Consider the following 13815-nt stretch of genomic DNA (forward strand, 5'->3'; position numbering starts at 1 on the left):
GTGCCGGACGGCGCGGGACCCGTCGGCGTTCCCGGACGTTCGCGCCGGGGGCCGGGGGCCGGGGGCCGGGGCCGAGCGGCCGGGTCGCCGGGACGCGGACCGTGCACCGGGACGTCGGTGGCATGACGGACAATGGGGGAGTGGTCCTCTACCGAGACGAAGCGATCGTCCTGCGCGCCCAGAAGCTGGGCGAGGCGGACCGCATCGTCACCCTGCTCACGCGCGAGAACGGCAAGGTCCGGGCCGTGGGCAAGGGCGTGCGCCGCACGTCCTCGCGCTTCGGCGCGCGGCTCGAGCCGTTCATGTTCGTCGACGTCCAGCTCCACGTGGGCAGGTCTCTCGACGTCGTGACGCAGGCGGAGACCGTGGGCCCCTACGCGCGCGCGATCTGCGAGGACTACGGCCTGTACACCGCGGGGGCCGCGATGCTGGAGACGGCCGAGCGGCTCGTCGAGGCCGAGAAGGAGCCCGCCGTCCAGCAGTTCTGGCTGCTCGCCGGAGCCCTGCGGTCGCTCGCGGGGCACGCGCACGCGCCGGGCCTGGTGCTCGACTCCTACCTCCTGCGCGCCTTCGCGGTCGCCGGGTGGGCGCCGAGCTTCACCGACTGCTCGCGCTGCGGCGAGCCCGGCCCGCACCGGTCGTTCGCGGTGGCCCTGGGCGGGGCGGTCTGCTCGCGGTGCAGGCCGCCGGGATCGACGTCCCCGGCCCCCGAGACCTTCTCCCTGCTCGCGGCGCTGCTCGCGGGCGAGTGGGACGTGGCGGACGCGTCGGACGTGCGCCACCGCAAGGAAGCCAGCGGCCTCGTGGCCGCCTACAGCCAATATCACCTGGAGAGAACGTTGCGATCACTGCGGATGGTGGAACGAGACGACGCGGGCACTCCGCGGGCCGGGGGAGAGGCCTGATGGGGCGACCGATCCAACCGCCGCCGCCGCACCCGTCGGGCGCGACGGCGCCGAACATCCCGGCGCGGTTCGTGCCGAACCACGTCGCGATCGTCATGGACGGCAACGGCCGGTGGGCCAACGAGCGCGGGCTCCCGCGCACCGAGGGCCACAAGGCGGGCGAGGCCGCGCTGCTCGACGTCGTGGCGGGTGCGATCGAGATCGGCGTCAAGCACGTCTCGGCGTACGCGTTCTCGACCGAGAACTGGAAGCGATCGCCCGAGGAGGTCCGCTTCCTCATGCAGTTCAACCGGGACGTGATCCGCCGTCGCCGCGACGAGATGAGCAGCTGGGGTGTGCGCATGCGCTGGGCGGGGCGCCGTCCGCGCCTGTGGGGCTCGGTCATCAAGGAGCTCGAGGACGCCGAGCGGCTGACCAAGGACAACGACACGTGCACCTTGACGATGTGCGTGAACTACGGCGGGCGTGCGGAGATCGCGGACGCCGCGCAGGCGATCGCCCAGGAGGTCGCGGCGGGCCGGCTCGACCCGAGGAAGGTCTCCGAGAAGACGGTCGCGAAGTATCTCGACGAGCCGGACCTGCCCGACGTGGACCTGTTCCTGCGGTCCTCGGGCGAGCAGCGCACGTCGAACTTCATGATCTGGCAGGCCGCGTACGCCGAGATGGTCTTCCTGCCCGAGCACTGGCCGGACGTCGACCGGCGCAGCCTGTGGCGCGCGGTCGAGGAGTACGCGAGCCGCGACCGGCGCTACGGCGGGGCGATCGACAGGTCGGCAGAGTCGGCCGACATCCCCTGATCCTCTCCGGCGCCGAGGTAGAGGGCAGGTGTCGGGACGGAGCCGTAGTCCCGACGCGAGCCCGCTACCTCGACGCGCGGGCATCGACGCCCTGCACGTGTCGGTGCCTCTCGCTACCCTGCCGGGTATGACTCTTTCGATCGGTATGGTCACGGTGGACTCGACCGACCCGCGCCCGCTGGCGCAGTGGTGGGCCCGGCAGACGGGCGGGAAGGTGATCGACGAGGCCGACGGCTGGTTCCTCGAGGTCGTCCCGCCGCACGAGGGCAAGGGGCCCGTGCTGGGCTTCCAGAAGGTCGAGGACCCGACGCCCGGCAAGAACAGGATCCACCTCGACGCGTCGACCGCCGACCGCGCGGCAGAGGTCTCGCGACTGCTGGCCGACGGTGCCTCGCTGGTCGCCGAGCACACGATCCCCGGCTACCGGTGGTCGGTGCTCGCGGACCCGCAGGGCAACCAGTTCTGCGTGGGCGAGCCCGACGAGAGCGCGACCGAGATCTCCTGAGAGCGTCAGTCGCGCTCGGCGGGGGCTGCCGAGGGGCCTGCGGAGCCGCCGCGCGTGCGACGCGCGTACGTGGGCCCCTCGTCGGGCCCCTCGTCCGGCGCATCGAGCAGCAGGTCGGCCACGTCGCCGAACGGGTTGCTCCCGGTCGTCGGGGACGGCACGTCCGTCGCCTCGGTCGGGGCGTCGTCCCTGCCCGACGGCGCCGCGAGGGTCGCGCCGTCCTCGTCGCCGTGCGCGGCGCGGGCGCGGCGGCGTCGCGAGGCCACGACGATCCATGCTACGAGCCCGACCACGAGCAGCACGAGCACGGCCAGGCCGACGGGGCTGCCGGCCGCGAGCAGCACGGCGGTGTTGAACGCCGCGATCCCGACGGTCGTCCAGATGGCGGCCCAGATGGCGCACCCCGGGAGCAGCGCCGCGAGGTAGCGCGGGAGCCGCATGCGGGTGTAGCCCGCCGTCAGGTTGATGACGGTCTGGACCCCGACGGTGAAGAACGACAGCGTGACCGCGATGGGCCCCCACCTGTTGATCGTGGCGATCGCCCGCTGGGCACGGTCGCCCTCGAGACGCTTCGCCCACCGGGTGTTGCCCGTGCCACGGGCCACGCCGCGACCGACCCAGTACGTGGCCTGCGCGCGGACGAACACGATCGCGAAGGCCGCGGCGTAGATGATCCAGTACGGGACGCCGTCGATCGTGAAGATCCCCGTCGACCCGTCGGCCGCCGCGACGACCTCCCGCGCGAGGTACGGCGCGGAGGCGAGCGACGTCGTCGGGCCGAGGAGCGACACGCTCACGACGCCTGCTTCGCGCGGCACGCCTCGCAGGTACCGAACAGCTCGATCGTGTGCTGGATGTCCGTGAAGCCGTGGACGGCGCCCACCTGGGAGGCCCAGGTCTCGACGGTCGGACCGTCGATCTCGACCGCCTTGCCGCACGAGCGGCACACCAGGTGGTGGTGGTGCTCGGAGCGCTCGCACTTGCGGTACAGGCTCTCGCCGTCCTCGGTGCGCAGGACGTCGACGTCGCCGCCGTCGGCCATGGTCTGCAGGGTGCGGTAGACCGTCGCCAGACCCACGGCATCGCCGCGAGCGCGCAGCAGCTCGTGGAGCTGTTGCGCGCTGCGGAAGTCGGGCAGGTCCTCCAGAGCCTCGGAGACCGCTGCCCGTTGACGGGTCATGCGCTGCATCGCTCGCCACCTTCCACGTGGACGTCGTCGGGGATGTCGGGGTGCGGGTCGTGCGCCGTGCGCGGCCTGCGCCGCACGAGCACGGGTCGAAGGACCGCCACGACCGCGTAGAGCGCGATCGCCAGGACGACGATCGTGGCCCCCGGGGACAGAGTCTGCCAGTACGTGACGGACAGCCCGACCACGCAGACCACGACGCCGATGACCATGGCCAGCGCCATGGTCCGCCGGAACGAGATGGTCACGAGCTGTGCGATCGCGACGGGCACGATCATGAGCGCGCTCACGAGCAGCAGGCCCACGACGCGCATGGCCACGGTCACGGTCAGGGCCGCGATGACGGCGATCGCGATGTTGAGGGCCCGCACGGGCAGCCCCGAGGCCCGCGAGAACTCCTCGTCGTAGCTCACGGCGAACAGCGCGGCGCGCAGCCCCATGCCGACCGCGAGGATGAGCACGCCCAGGATCAGGGTCAGCCACAGGTCGGTCGGGGAGACGCTCGAGATCGAGCCGAACAGGTACTGCATGAGGTTGCCCGAGCTGCCCCCGGCGACGCCGATGAGCAGGACGCCGCCCGCGATGCCGCCGTAGAACATCAGGGCCAGGGCGACGTCGCCGCTCGTACGGCCGCGCTCGCGCACGATCTCGATGATCACGGAGCCGATCACGGCCGCGACGACCGCGCCGGGGATGGCGAGCGCGTCGTCGGGCACGACACCCATGGCGCCGCCGACGAGCCAGCCCAGGGCCACGCCCGTGAGGGCCACGTGCCCGATCCCGTCGCCGAGCAGCGACAGCTTGCGCTGCACGAGGTAGGTCCCCATGACCGGCGCGGTCACGCCGACCAGCACGGCCGCGATCAGGGCGCGCTGCATGAAGGGGTCGGAGAGCATCCCGACCAGCTCGTCGAGGGCGTTCACGAGGCGGCTCCTCGGTCGATGCGGGCGGGGGTCGGGGTGTGGTGGGTGAGCGGGGCGTCGATCAGGCCCATGTCGATCCCGGCGGACGCGCCGTGCTCGGCGTCGTCCCCGTGCGGGTGCAGGTGCTCGTGCTCGGGCCCGGCGTGCGCGGCCGTGGCGTGCGGCGGTTCGCCGTCGTGCACGACGAGGCCGTGGCGCAGGACCACGCACCGCTGGATGAGGGGCGCGAGCGCGCCCAGCTCGTGCAGGACGACCAGGACCGTCATGCCACCGCGCGTGAGCTCGGTGAGCGTCGCGGCGAACGCCTCCTGGCTGGGCTGGTCGACGCCCGCGACGGGCTCGTCGAGGATGAGCAGCTCGGGCCCGCGTGCCAGCGCGCGGGCGATGAGCACCCGCTGCTGCTGGCCGCCCGAGAGCTCGTGCACGGCGCTCTGCGCGCGGTCGGCGAGGCCGACGCGGTCGAGCGCCTCGCGCGCCGTGGCGCGCCAGCCGCGCGGCAGGCGGATGCGGCGGCCGTGGAGCAGTCCCGAGGCGACGACCTCTTCGGCGGTCGACGGGACGCCCGTCTGCGCCGAGACGCGTTGCGGGACGTAGCCGAGGTGCGCCCAGGGGACCCGAGGGCCGAGGTCGGAGCCGAGGAGCCGGACGTGGCCCGCCGCGAGCGGGACGATGCCCACGAGGGACTTCACGAGCGTCGACTTGCCCGAGCCGTTCGCGCCGAGCAGCGCGACGACCTCGCCGCGTTCGACCGTGAGGTCGACGCCGCGCAGGATGTCGCTGCTGCCGAGGCGCACGTGCACGCCGCGGGCCTCGATCGCGGGGGGCTCCGCAGAGAGAGCCCTGGGGAGGTCCGGAGACGTCAGGGGTGAGGTGCTCATGCGCAGGTCAGGCCGGTGCGCAGCGCCTCCAGGTTGGTCCGCATGACGCCAAGGTAGTCGGTCCCTTCCGTGCTCAGGCCCTCGAGCGGGTCGAGCACCGCGGCCTGGACGCCGACGTCCTGCGCGAGGGTCTGGGTGACCTTGGGGCTCGTGAGGGTCTCGAAGAAGATCGTGGACACGCCGTGGTCGCGGATGATGTCGGCGACCTCGCGCAGCCGGGCGGGAGAGGGCTCGGCCTCGGGGTCGATCCCCGTGATCCCGACCTGCTCGAGCCCGTAACGCTCGGCGAGGTAGCCGAACGCCTCGTGCGACGTGACCAGGTAGGGGCTCGCGCAGCTCGCGAGGCCGGCCTCGTACTCGGCGTCGAGCGCGGTCAGGTCGGCCGTGAGGGCCTCCAGGTTGGCCGCGTACTCGTCGGCGCCGTCGGGGTCGACCGCGGTCAGCTCGGCCGCGACCTGCTCCGCGACCGGGACCAGGCGGGCGGGGTCGAGCCAGAAGTGCGGGTCGAGGCCCCCCTCCGAGGAGTGGTCGTGCCCGTCGTCTGCGTGGCTGTCGTCTGCGTGGTCGTCGTGCGTCGCGTGCTCGTCCGCGGCGGAGCCGCTCTCGGCCGTGGTCGCCTCGCCCGGGTGCTCCTCGAGACCTGCGGCCTGGGTCGCGTCGACGAGGTGCGCCGGGTCGCGCGCCTCGACGGCCTCGTCGACCGCTGCCTGGAAGCCGGACTGGTAGACCACGAGGTCGGCGGTGCCGATCGAGCGGGCCTGGGCGGGGGAGAGCTCGAGGTCGTGGGGCTCTGCTGCGGGCGGCGTGAGGTTGGAGACCGAGACCCGGTCGCCGCCCACACGCTCGGCCACGAACTGCAGGGGGTAGAACGAGGCGAGCACCTGGGTGTCTCCCGTGGCGTCGCCGCCCGACCCGCCGCCCCCCGACGTGCCCCCGGAGCCGCAGGCCGTCAGGGTGAGAGCCGCCGCGAGGGCGACGGACGTGGCGAGGGCAGCGCGGGAGCGGGGGAGGGTGCGGGGCATGGCATCCATCGTCACTGATATTGATAACGAATGTCAACAAGGGTCGGTGTGGCCTGGCCGACACCCGCCCCGCCGGGCCCGCCGGCTCGACGGCGCCGCTCGCCGTCGGGCCGACGCTGCGCCTCCGCGACCTCCCCGCCGGGAAAGACCGAGTAACCTGGGACGTTGGTGCTCAGGGCCCGTCCTCCTCGCAGCGACGGCCGGGGCACCGGCGTCCCGCAACGTCCCGCACGAAGCCACGTGCGGGGTACGCACGATTCCCATGGAGTGATCAACTGTGGCCACTGCGCCTTCTCGACTCGATGCCGTCGTCTCCCTCGCCAAGCGGCGCGGGTTCGTCTTCCCCTCGGGCGAGATCTACGGCGGTACCCGGTCCGCCTGGGACTACGGGCCGCTCGGTACCGAGCTCAAGGAGAACATCAAGAAGCAGTGGTGGCGCACCATGGTCACGAGCCGTGACGACGTGGTGGGCCTCGACTCCTCGGTGATCCTCCCGCGCGAGGTCTGGGTCGCCTCGGGCCACGTCGGCGTCTTCACCGACCCGCTCACCGAGTGCCTCTCGTGCCACAAGCGGTTCCGCGAGGACCAGATGATCGAGGAGTTCGAGGAGAAGAAGGGCCGCGCCCCCGAGGGCGGCCTCGCCGAGATCGTGTGCCCCAACTGCGGCACGCGCGGCCAGTGGACCGAGCCTCGCGACTTCAACATGATGCTCAAGACGTACCTCGGCCCCGTCGAGGACGAGTCCGGGATGCACTACCTGCGCCCCGAGACCGCGCAGGGCATCTTCGTGAACTTCCAGAACGTCGTCGGCGCGGCCCGCAAGAAGCCGCCGTTCGGCATCGGCCAGATCGGCAAGTCGTTCCGCAACGAGATCACGCCGGGCAACTTCATCTTCCGCACGCGCGAGTTCGAGCAGATGGAGATGGAGTTCTTCGTCGAGCCCGGGACGGACGAGGAGTGGCACCAGTACTGGATCGACCTGCGCACCAACTGGTACGTCGACCTCGGTATCGACCGCGACAACCTGCGTCTGTACGAGCACCCGAAGGAGAAGCTGTCGCACTACTCGACCCGCACCGTCGACATCGAGTACCGCTTCGGCTTCAAGGGCTCCGAGTGGGGCGAGCTCGAGGGCGTCGCGAACCGCACCGACTTCGACCTCAAGACGCACTCCGAGCACTCCGGCAAGGACCTCACCTACCGTGACCCGGTCACGAACGAGAAGTACGTGCCGTACGTCATCGAGCCCGCCGCGGGCCTGACACGCTCGCTCATGGCCTTCCTCGTCGAGTCCTACCACGAGGAGGAGGCGCCCAACGCGAAGGGCGGCACCGACGTCCGCACTGTGCTCAGGCTCGACCCGCGCCTCGCGCCCGTCAAGGCCGCCGTGCTGCCGCTCAGCCGCAACGAGCAGCTCTCGCCCAAGGCGCGCGACCTGGCCGCCGAGCTGCGCAAGTTCTGGAACGTCGACTTCGACGACGCCGGGGCGATCGGCCGCCGCTACCGCCGTCAGGACGAGATCGGCACGCCGTTCTGCATCACGGTCGACTTCGACACGCTCGACGACCAGGCCGTGACGATCCGTCACCGCGACACCATGGCGCAGGAGCGCGTGGCGCTCGACCAGGTCACCGCGTACCTGGGTGCGCGCCTCCTCGGCGCATAGCACGCCCGCCCTCCGGGGCCGGAGAAGGGCCGTCGTCCCCCGTGGACGGCGGCCCTTTTTCTCCTGCCCGGGGTTGGTGGGAGAATGGTCCGGTGACCCTCCCCACCCTTTCCGACGCCACGCGTGCGCCCGAGACCCCGGCGCCCGCAACCGGACACGTGCTGCCGCCCCTGCGGATCGGGCCCCACGTCGTCGAGACCCCCGTGGTCCTCGCCCCCATGGCGGGCGTGACCAACGCCGCCTTCCGTCGGCTGTGCCGCGAGCACGGCGCAGGCCTGTACGTCGCCGAGATGGTGACCAGCCGCGCGCTCGTCGAGCGCAACGAGGAGTCGCTGCGCATCGTCACCTTCGAGGACGACGAGAAGACCCGCTCGGCCCAGGTCTACGGCGTGGACCCCGCGACGGTCGGTGCCGCGGTCAAGATCATCGCGGGCGAGGACCGGGCGGACCACGTCGACCTCAACTTCGGCTGCCCCGTGCCCAAGGTCACGCGCAAGGGCGGCGGCTCGGCGCTGCCGTGGAAGCGGGACCTGTTCACCTCGATCGTGCGCGCCGCGGTCACGGCCGCCGAGCCGTACGGCGTGCCCGTCACGATCAAGATGCGCAAGGGCATCGACGACGACCACCTGACCTACCTCGAGGCCGGGCTCATCGCCCAGCGCGAGGGCGTCGCGGCCGTGGCCCTGCACGCGCGGACCGCCGCCGACTACTACAGCGGCACCGCGGACTGGTCGGCCATCGCGCGCCTCAAGGAGACCGTGACCGAGATCCCCGTGCTCGGCAACGGTGACATCTGGTCGGCCGAGGACGCCGTGCGCATGGTGCGCGAGACGGGGTGCGACGGCGTCGTCGTCGGGCGCGGGTGCCAGGGGCGGCCCTGGCTCTTCGCGGACCTGGCCGCGGCCTTCTCGGGCTCGGACGCGCGCGTGACGCCCGGCCTGCGCGAGGTCGCCGAGACCATCTACCGCCACGGCGAGCTCATGATCGAGTACTTCGGCGGGGACGAGGGCAAGGGCATGCGCGACCTGCGCAAGCACATGGCCTGGTACCTCAAGGGGTACGCGGTCGGCGGCGAGGCGCGTCAGGGCCTCGCGATGGTCTCGACGCTCGACGAGCTGCGCGGAAAGCTCGACGCGCTCGACCTCGACCAGCCCTACCCGGGCGAGGCCGCAGAGGGGCAGCGCGGACGCGCCGGCTCGCCCAAGAAGCCCCACCTGCCCTACGGCTGGCTCGACTCGCGCGAGCTCTCCGAGGAGTTCGAGGAGAAGCTGCGCGAGGCCGAGCTGAGCGTCTCCGGCGGCTGAGACCCGCCGGAGGGCATGACGGCGGCCCGGTGTCGGAGGACGTCCTCCGGCACCGGGCCGTCGTCGTGCGGGCGTCGAGCCGCCCGTGCTATCGGGTCACGCGCGGAACCACACCGTGGTGTCCACCGGGACGCGGACCTGCGGGTCGGCGCTGCGGTCGGTGACCGTGGGGCCGCTCTCGACCAGGACCTGCGCACCGCGGGGCAGGACGACGGGCTCGGCGCCCAGGTTCGCCAGGACGACCACGTCGCCGTTGCGGAACGCGATGACGTCCGTGGAGTCCGCGTAGGCGTCGACCCAGGCGAGCGAGCCCGCGCCGAGGTGCTCGGCCTTGCGGATCTCGAGCGCGGCCTTGTACATCTCGAACGTCGAGCCGGCGACGCCGTACTGCGCGTCGGCCGCGAGCGTCTTGTACGACTCGGGCTGGGGGAGCCAAGTCTGGCCCGTGGGGCCGAACCCGAGACCGGGGGCCTCGGCCTCCCAGGGGAGCGGCACTCGGCAGCCGTCGCGGCCCGCCTCGGCGCCCTCGGTGCGGAAGAACGCGGGGTCCTCGCGGACCTCGTTCGGGAGCGAGGTGTGCTCGGGCAGGCCGAGCTCCTCGCCCTGGTACAGGTACGAGCTGCCCGGCAGGCCGAGCATGAGCAGGCTCGCGGCGCGGGCGCGGCGCAGGCCGAGCTCCTCGTCGGGCTGGGGCTCGTGCGCGAAGATGCCGTTGGGGCGCAGGCCCGGCTCGGCGAGCCCCAGGCGCGAGGGGTGGCGCACGACGTCGTGGTTCGACAGCACCCACGTCGTGGGCGCGCCGACCTCGTCGGACGCGTTGAGCGAGGCCGCGACGACCGCACGCAGCGGGGCGGCGTCCCAGGCCGTGGTCAGGAACGAGAAGTTGAACGCCTGGTGCATCTCGTCGGGGCGCACGTAGCGGGCCAGGCGCGAGAGCGGCTCGACCCAGGCCTCGGCGACGAGGGCGCGGTCGCCGTCGTACTCGGCGAGGACCTTGTGCCAGGCGCGGTAGATGTCGTGCACGCCGTCCTGGTCGAACATGGGGCCCGAGTTGCCGGCACCGGTCGAGCCGTCCTCGGGGGCGCCCGTGTCGGTGCCCTCGACCATCGAGACGGTGCCGTCCCAGTCGGGCAGGCCGTCCTGCTTGACCATGCCGTGCGCGACGTCGATGCGGAAGCCGTCCACGCCCTTGTCGAGCCAGAAGCGCAGGACGTCCTCGAACTCGGCGCGGACCTCGGGGTTGGTCCAGTCGAGGTCGGGCTGGGTCGAGTCGAACATGTGCAGGTACCACTGGCCTGGCACCTCGCCCTCGGCGCCGGTCACGACGTGCGCGTCCGCGCCTGCGGTCACGCGGGTCCAGGCCGGGCCGCCGAAGATGGACTGCCAGTTGTTGGGGGGCAGCTCGCCGTTCTCGCCCTTGCCCTCACGGAAGAGGTAGCGCGCACGGGCGGGGGAGCCCTCGGGGGCTGCGAGCGCCTCGGCGAACCAGGCGTGCTGGTCCGAGGTGTGGTTCGGGACGACGTCGACGATGACGCGGATGCCCATGCCGTGGGCCGTCGCGAGCATCTCGTCGAAGTCGGCGAGCGTGCCGAACAGCGGGTCGACGTCGCGGTAGTCGGAGACGTCGTAGCCGGCGTCCTTCTGCGGGGACCGGTAGAAGGGCGAGAGCCAGACGGCGTCGATCCCCAGGGCCTTGAGGTGCGGCAGGCGGGCTGTCACCCCGGGCAGGTCGCCGATGCCGTCGCCGTTGCCGTCCGCGAAGGAGCGCGGGTACACCTGGTAGATCACGGCGTCGCGCCACCACTCGCCGGGGCCCTCGTGGGCCGCGTGGACGAGGCGGGTCGCGGTCAGCGCCGTGGCGGAGTCGACCTCGGTCGCCGTGGTCGAATCGATACGAGACATGGAGTACAGGTCCTCACTGTGCGGGGTGTGGCTGGGTGCTGCGAGTTCGGGGTGGCGCCGGGTCGTCGCACCGGCTGCGGTGCGGCGGTCCGAGCGGGGATCCGGGCACGAGAGCGCCTCGGGGATCACCGGGACGGCGACCGAGTGCGAGGGTCGTCGCGTCGGGCCGTCGTCCGAGTGTAAGCGCTTACGGCTAGGGGTTGTCGAGTCGGCCGCTCGGCGCGGCGCCCGTCGACCCGCGCACGATCAGCTCCGGCTGGAACAGCAGCTCCGAGCGCGGGGCCCGCTCTCCGGAGATCTCCGTGAGCAGCGCGCTGATGGCCGCCTGTCCCATCGCGGCCACCGGCTGGCGCACGGTCGTGAGCGGCGGGTCGGTGAACGCGATGAGGGGGGAGTCGTCGTAGCCGACGACCGACACGTCCTCGGGGACGCGCAGCCCGCGCGACCGTGCGGCACGGATGGCGCCGAGCGCCATGAGGTCCGAGCCGCACACGATCGCGGTGTGCCCCGAGTCGATGAGCTCGCCGGCCGCGGCCTGCCCGCCCTCGACCGTGAAGAGCGTGACCACGATGTGCTCGGCGGCCTGGTCGGCGTCGTCGACCAGGCCGTGCCGCACGAGGGCGTCCGCGAAGCTCGCGAGCTTGCGCTGGGCCGGGACGAAGCGCCCCGGACCGATCGCGAGACCGATCTTGCGGTGGCCCAGGGACTGGAGGTGGCGGACCGAGAGCTCGACGCTCGCGACGTCGTCGGGCGAGACGAACGGGGCGTCCACGCCCGGGGCGTAGCCGTTGACCAGCACGATGGGCATGCCGCGGCTGCGCAGGCGCTCGTAGCGCTCGTGGCTGGCCTGGGTGTCGGCGTGCAGGCCGGAGATGAAGACGATGCCGTCGACCGCGTGGTCGAGCAGCATCTCGACGTACTCGTCCTCGGTGGTGCCGCCCGGCGACTGCGTGCACAGCAGAGGTGTGTAGCCGTGCTCCGAGAGCAGCGACTCGACGACCTGGGCGAACGCGGGGAAGACGGGGTTCGTCAGCTCCGGGACGATCAGGCCGACCAGGCCGGCCGACCGGTTGCGGAGCTTCTCCGGACGTTCGTACCCGAGGAGGTCGAGCGCGGCGAGGACGGCCTGGCGCGTCTCGCTCGCGACGCCGACCTTGCCGTTGAGGACGCGCGAGACCGTCGCAGTGCTGACGCCGGCCTGCTCGGCCAGATCTGTGAGACGGGTACGCACGTGGGGGAGTGTAGGGGACACCGGACCTCCTCGTCCTGGTTGCTCGCGGGCTGGATGTCTCAGTCCCGGAGGCGGTGCGCGATGAGCTGTTTCATCGTGATGTGCAATGCGTTGCATGAAAGTTACCGCAAGCGCTTGCATCATGGCTACCCGGCGTCGTACGGTCGTCCCCATCAGGGCCGAGGAGGGCAGGTTCGCCACCCTTGGCTGACATCTCGATTGCTTGGGAGTGACTCAGATGCGACGGAGCATCCTTCTTGCCGCAGCGCTCGGCACCACGCTGGCGCTCACAGCCTGCTCCGGCGGCGGTAGCGGAGACGACCCCACCACGGGGGCCGAAGACACGACGGGTGCGCTGACGGTCTGGGTCGACGAGACCCGCCAGGCCGCGGTCACGGACGCTGCGAAGGCCTTCGAGACCGAGACCGGCACCAAGGTCGAGGTCGTCCTCAAGAACTTCGACGACATCCGCGCGGACTTCCTCGCGCAGGTCCCGACGGGCAAGGGCCCCGACATCACGGTCGGCGCGCACGACTGGCTCGGCGAGTTCACGACCAACGGTGTCGTCGCACCGCTCGAGCTCGGCGACAAGGCCGCCGAGTTCGAGAAGGTCTCGATCGAGGCCTTCACGCAGGACGGCCAGGTCTACGGCCTGCCCTACGCGACCGAGAACATCGCCCTGATCCGCAACACCGCGCTCGCCGCGACCGCCCCGGCCACGTGGGACGAGGCCGTCGCCGCCGGCCAGGCCGCCGGGACCAAGTTCCCGATCCTCGTCCAGTCGGACGGTGCCAAGGGTGACCCCTACACGCACTACCCGTTCCAGACGTCGTTCGGCGCTCCCGTGTTCACGCAGAACGAGGACGGCTCCTACAGCTCCGAGCTCGCGATGGGCGGCCCCGAGGGCCAGGCCTTCGCGACGTGGCTCGGCGCGCAGGGCGCAGCCGGCACGCTCAGCCAGGACACGACGTACGACATCGCGGTCGAGGCCTTCAAGAACGGCGAGTCGCCCTTCATCGTCGGCGGCCCGTGGATGATCGAGTCCTTCGAGGGCCTGAACCTCGCGATCGACCCGGTCCCCAGCGCCGGTGGCCAGACCGCTCAGCCGTTCGTGGGCGTCCAGGGCTTCTACCTGAGCAACCAGAGCAAGAACGCGCTCGTCGCCAACGACTTCCTCGTCAACTTCCTCTCGACCGAGGAGGCCCAGACGGCCCTGTACAAGGCGGGCAACCGTTCGCCGGCACTGACCGTCTCGGCTGACAAGGCCGCCGCGGAGGACCCGATCATCGCCGGCTTCCGTGCCGTCGGTGCCGACGCCCTGCCCATGCCCTCGATCCCCGAGATGGCTTCCGTGTGGAGCTTCTGGGGCGTGACCGAGGCAGCGATCGTCGGTGGCGCCGACCCGATCACCACCTGGGACAAGATGATCGCCGACATCCAGGCAGCGATCGGTTCCTGATCACCTGACACCCTGGCCGTGGCGCCCCACCGGGCGC

At 72.0% G+C, this 13815-nt stretch carries 13 protein-coding genes; 6 read left to right on the plus strand and 7 right to left on the minus strand.

Annotated features, from left to right (window positions below):
* Positions 1-140 precede the first annotated feature (140 nt).
* The 3 genes from recO (at position 141) to ACFRCR_RS10365 (ending at position 2207) form a co-directional block, all read left to right on the plus strand.
* Positions 141-905 (plus strand): DNA repair protein RecO, encoded by a 765-nt coding sequence (recO, locus tag ACFRCR_RS10355; RefSeq protein ID WP_138824114.1) that lies wholly within the window; start codon positions 141-143, stop codon positions 903-905.
* Positions 905-1702, plus strand: a complete 798-nt coding sequence (locus tag ACFRCR_RS10360; RefSeq protein ID WP_377677303.1) for an isoprenyl transferase — start codon at positions 905-907, stop codon at positions 1700-1702. Before recO ends, ACFRCR_RS10360 begins: the two co-directional genes overlap by 1 nt.
* A gap of 127 nt (positions 1703-1829) precedes the next feature.
* Positions 1830-2207: a VOC family protein gene (locus ACFRCR_RS10365; protein ID WP_377677305.1), complete on the plus strand. Its 378-nt coding sequence runs from the start codon at positions 1830-1832 to the stop codon at positions 2205-2207.
* 5 nt (positions 2208-2212) lie between these two features.
* Here the strand turns inward: ACFRCR_RS10365 and ACFRCR_RS10370 are convergent, their stop codons facing one another.
* Genes ACFRCR_RS10370 through ACFRCR_RS10390 form a run of 5 tightly spaced genes read right to left on the minus strand, consistent with a single transcriptional unit; the run spans position 2213 to position 6216 of the window.
* Positions 2213-3004 carry a DedA family protein gene (locus tag ACFRCR_RS10370; RefSeq protein WP_377677306.1) on the minus strand — a complete coding sequence of 264 codons (792 nt, stop codon included), beginning with the start codon at positions 3002-3004 and terminating at the stop codon, positions 2213-2215.
* A complete protein-coding gene (locus tag ACFRCR_RS10375; protein WP_191795393.1) occupies positions 3001-3396 on the minus strand; it encodes a Fur family transcriptional regulator in 396 nt (131 codons plus the stop codon). Before ACFRCR_RS10375 ends, ACFRCR_RS10370 begins: the two co-directional genes overlap by 4 nt.
* Positions 3384-4289, minus strand: a complete 906-nt coding sequence (locus tag ACFRCR_RS10380; protein ID WP_191795464.1) for a metal ABC transporter permease — start codon at positions 4287-4289, stop codon at positions 3384-3386. The genes ACFRCR_RS10375 and ACFRCR_RS10380 overlap by 13 nt, the downstream gene beginning before the upstream one ends.
* Before the next feature lie 23 nt (positions 4290-4312).
* Positions 4313-5194 carry a metal ABC transporter ATP-binding protein gene (locus ACFRCR_RS10385; RefSeq protein WP_377677308.1) on the minus strand — a complete coding sequence of 294 codons (882 nt, stop codon included), beginning with the start codon at positions 5192-5194 and terminating at the stop codon, positions 4313-4315.
* Positions 5191-6216, minus strand: coding sequence for a metal ABC transporter substrate-binding protein (locus tag ACFRCR_RS10390; protein ID WP_377677309.1), 1026 nt, complete (start codon positions 6214-6216; stop codon positions 5191-5193). Before ACFRCR_RS10390 ends, ACFRCR_RS10385 begins: the two co-directional genes overlap by 4 nt.
* 277 nt (positions 6217-6493) lie before the next feature.
* On the opposite strand from ACFRCR_RS10390, the gene ACFRCR_RS10395 reads away from it, so the two are divergent.
* Both ACFRCR_RS10395 and dusB read left to right on the plus strand, forming a co-directional pair.
* Positions 6494-7882 (plus strand): glycine--tRNA ligase, encoded by a 1389-nt coding sequence (locus ACFRCR_RS10395; protein ID WP_191795396.1) that lies wholly within the window; start codon positions 6494-6496, stop codon positions 7880-7882.
* Between the two features lie 92 nt (positions 7883-7974).
* Positions 7975-9186 carry a tRNA dihydrouridine synthase DusB gene (gene dusB / locus ACFRCR_RS10400; protein WP_377677311.1) on the plus strand — a complete coding sequence of 404 codons (1212 nt, stop codon included), beginning with the start codon at positions 7975-7977 and terminating at the stop codon, positions 9184-9186.
* Between the two features lie 96 nt (positions 9187-9282).
* Here dusB and ACFRCR_RS10405 read toward each other — a convergent pair whose 3' ends face one another.
* Together ACFRCR_RS10405 and ACFRCR_RS10410 are read right to left on the minus strand one after the other, a co-directional pair.
* On the minus strand, positions 9283-11088 hold the full coding sequence (locus tag ACFRCR_RS10405; RefSeq protein ID WP_377677313.1) for a glycoside hydrolase family 13 protein: 1806 nt from the start codon (positions 11086-11088) through the stop codon (positions 9283-9285).
* Between the two features lie 193 nt (positions 11089-11281).
* The gene (locus ACFRCR_RS10410; RefSeq protein WP_377677315.1) at positions 11282-12319 is read right to left on the minus strand and encodes a LacI family DNA-binding transcriptional regulator; all 1038 of its coding nucleotides are present in this window, start codon (positions 12317-12319) and stop codon (positions 11282-11284) included.
* 238 nt (positions 12320-12557) lie between these two features.
* On the opposite strand from ACFRCR_RS10410, the gene ACFRCR_RS10415 reads away from it, so the two are divergent.
* Positions 12558-13778, plus strand: a complete 1221-nt coding sequence (locus ACFRCR_RS10415) for an extracellular solute-binding protein (RefSeq protein ID WP_377677317.1) — start codon at positions 12558-12560, stop codon at positions 13776-13778.
* Positions 13779-13815 lie beyond the last annotated feature (37 nt).

This window comes from Oerskovia sp. NPDC056781 (genome assembly GCF_042789955.1).
Taxonomy (GTDB): domain Bacteria; phylum Actinomycetota; class Actinomycetes; order Actinomycetales; family Cellulomonadaceae; genus Oerskovia; species Oerskovia rustica.

Bases quoted from the DNA above. Each gene is read 5' to 3' on its own strand.
- ACFRCR_RS10360 (WP_377677303.1), top strand. From the start codon at position 905: ATGGGGCGACCGATCCAACCGCCGCCGCCGCACCCGTCGGGCGCGACG.
- ACFRCR_RS10365 (WP_377677305.1), top strand. From the start codon at position 1,830: ATGACTCTTTCGATCGGTATGGTCACGGTGGACTCGACCGACCCGCGC.
- ACFRCR_RS10375 (WP_191795393.1), bottom strand. From the start codon at position 3,396: ATGCAGCGCATGACCCGTCAACGGGCAGCGGTCTCCGAGGCTCTGGAG.
- ACFRCR_RS10380 (WP_191795464.1), bottom strand. From the start codon at position 4,289: ATGCTCTCCGACCCCTTCATGCAGCGCGCCCTGATCGCGGCCGTGCTG.
- ACFRCR_RS10385 (WP_377677308.1), bottom strand. From the start codon at position 5,194: ATGAGCACCTCACCCCTGACGTCTCCGGACCTCCCCAGGGCTCTCTCT.
- ACFRCR_RS10390 (WP_377677309.1), bottom strand. From the start codon at position 6,216: ATGCCCCGCACCCTCCCCCGCTCCCGCGCTGCCCTCGCCACGTCCGTC.
- ACFRCR_RS10405 (WP_377677313.1), bottom strand. From the start codon at position 11,088: ATGTCTCGTATCGATTCGACCACGGCGACCGAGGTCGACTCCGCCACG.
- ACFRCR_RS10415 (WP_377677317.1), top strand. From the start codon at position 12,558: ATGCGACGGAGCATCCTTCTTGCCGCAGCGCTCGGCACCACGCTGGCG.